1 protein-coding gene is annotated in these 2,618 nt (G+C 73.0%); it reads right to left on the reverse strand.

What is annotated here, in order from left to right; genetic code table 11:
• On the reverse strand, positions 1-2,590 hold a 2,590-nt coding region (locus HLK59_RS49390), incomplete at its 3' end, for a nitrate- and nitrite sensing domain-containing protein (protein ID WP_171148234.1).
• Positions 2,591-2,618 lie beyond the last annotated feature (28 nt).

The raw sequence follows: 2,618 nt of genomic DNA on the forward strand, positions 1-2,618 counted from the left end.
CGGCGGGGTTGTCCGGTGCGGTTGTCCCCTCCTGACCGTACGGCGCTTCGGCGGGGGTGGCGGGCCGGGGGTGAGGGTTTTCCGGTTCCCGGCTCTCCGGTTCCCGGCCGTCCGACACCCCGGCGTCCTCGTCCCGTGCGCGGAACGTGCCGCGCTGGAAGCCGGCGAGTGAGGAGGCGGCGCGTTCCGCGGTGAACTCGTCGCCGGAGTCGTCCTGTTCGGCGGGCGCCGCGTCCTCCCGGAGCTCGACGGCGAGGCTGGTCTGCGGGACCCGGCGGGGGAGCGGCGCCGAGCCCGGACGGCGCCCGGGGTGCCCGATCCGGCCCGCACGACCCGAGTCGTCCGGGACGCGGGGTCCCGCGGGCCGGTCGGCTTCACCGGCGCGGGCGTGCTCCGGGTCGCCCTGAACCTCCCGCCGCCGCGCGGGCGGCGACGGGACAGGGGCCACGGCCTCGGCGTACGCGGGTTCCGGGGCACTCGTACTCACGCCCCGCTCCCCCTCGGTCCCGTCCTCCTCCGCGCCGCCGTGACCGAGGGGCCCCTCGGCGTCCGCGTCGGCGCGGAGGACGGGGCCGCCCGTCCCGGTGCGGGCACGTCCCGCGGTCGTGGTCCGGGCCGTGCCCGGTCCGGCCGGCTCCGCCGTGCCCGGGGTGTCGGTGTCCGTGAGGTCCCGTACGACGATCTCCTGCGGCAGCAGCACGATCGCCGTCGTGCCGCCGTACGGCGACGGACGCAGGGTGACCGTGATGCCGTGGCGGGTGGTGAGGCGGCCGATGACGAACATGCCGAGGCGCAGGTCGTCGGCGAGGGCGACCACGTCGAACTTCGGGGGCACCGCCAACTGGGCGTTGAGGGAGGCGTAGTCCTCCTCCGACATGCCGAGGCCACGGTCCTCGACCTCGACGGCCAGCCCCTTGGCGACCGACGAGGCCTGCACGGTGACCGGCGCCGGTGCGGGCGAGTACACGGTCGCGTTGTCGATGAGCTCGGCCAGCAGATGGATCACGTCGGCCACCGCGGGCGGCGCGAGATACACGTCCTCCTCGGTGTGCACCTCCACCCGCTGGTACTCGGCGACCTCGCCCACCGCACTGCGCAGGATGTCGATCAGCGCGACCGGCTCCTGCCAGCTGCGCCCCGGCCGCTCACCGCTGATGACGACGAGATTCTCCTCGTAGCGCCGCAACTGGCTGGCCGTGGAGTCCAGTTCGTACAGACCCTTGAGCACCTCGGGATCGGTGTGCCGGCGTTCCAGCGCGTCGAGCTTGGTGAGCTGGAGGTTGACCAGGTTCTGGCTCTGCCGGGCGATGCCGAGGATCACCTTCTGGAAGCCCCGCCGGGTGTCGGCGAGTTCGATCGCCGTGTGCACCGCCGTACGCTGCGCCTTGTTGAACGCCCGCGCCACCGCGCCGAGTTCGTCGCCGCCGTAGTCCAGCGGCGGCGCCGCGAGATCCGCGTCGACCTTCTCGCCCCGCTCCAGGCGCGACACCACGTCGGGCAGCCGCTCCTCGGCGAGGCTCAGCGTGGCCTCCCTGAGGCCGTGCAGCCGTCGGGACAGGGAGCGGGTGATCCGCCAGGACATGCCCACGCACAGCAGCAGCCCGAGCAGCCCGCCCGCGCTCAGCGAGGCGGCGGTGAGCAGCAGGCTGTCCGCCTTGTCCGCGCTGCGGTCCAGCAGCCCGGACGTCTGGTCCTGGATCAGCCGGGTGTACGCGGCGGCGACCTCGTCCAGCGCGGCGGTCCACTTCTTCTGTACGTCGGGCAGCGCGACCTTGCCGTCGGACGCCCCCGTCCGCGCGGCGAGCACCTGGTCCTCGATGTCCGACAGGGTCCGCCACTCGGGGCTCTGGAGGATCCGTTCGGTCTCGGTCTTCGCGCTGCCGCTCAACTGCGGGACGATCTGGTCCTCGACGAGCCACCGCTGGGTGTTGACCAGCTGTGCGAACCCGATCCACTCCTGCTCGGTGAGGTGCCCGGTGGGCCAGGCCAGGGTGAGCCGCGCGTCCTCCTGGGAGACCAGCTCCGCCGCGTGCTCCAGCGCGACCAGCGGGCCTGCCTGCGAGGTGAGGTCGCCGTCGTCGACCTGGGAGAGCTCCTGGAAGGCGTGGACCTGGTCGTCGATGATCGAGCTGTACTGGTCCAGCACCTGCGCGGGGTTGATGTCGGTCGGGTCGTCCACCTGGTCCCGGTAGTACTCCAGGCTGCCGACCGAACCGAGCACCGAGTACAGCCGGTCCGAGATCCGCGACGGCGCCTTCGCGATGGCGTCGGACTGCCCGACCAGCTTGTTCACCGCCCGGTCCGTCTGCTCGCGCTGCGCGTCCAGCGCGGCCCGGGAGCCGCGTGGCGAGGCCAGCAGGGCCGCCGACAGGCTGCGTTCGCGCTGGAGGGCGAGCGTCGCGTCGGTGCCCATGGCACCGGTCGACCGGCTCAACTCGGTCTGTCCGCGCAGCCGCAGGCCCTCGGTGAACATCTGCGTCGTGGTCACTCCCCACAGGGCGGTGAGCGTGACGCTGGGCACCAGGGCCAGCAGGATCAGGGAGAGACGTATGGAGCCGAGACGGCGCCGGGCACCTGTCCGTGGAGACATTCGTCGTCCTAGGCGATGAGCAGGGAGG

Origin of the sequence: Streptomyces sp. S3(2020), assembly GCF_013044505.1 — a bacterium.
In the GTDB taxonomy this organism is placed as follows: Bacteria; Actinomycetota; Actinomycetes; order Streptomycetales; family Streptomycetaceae; genus Streptomyces.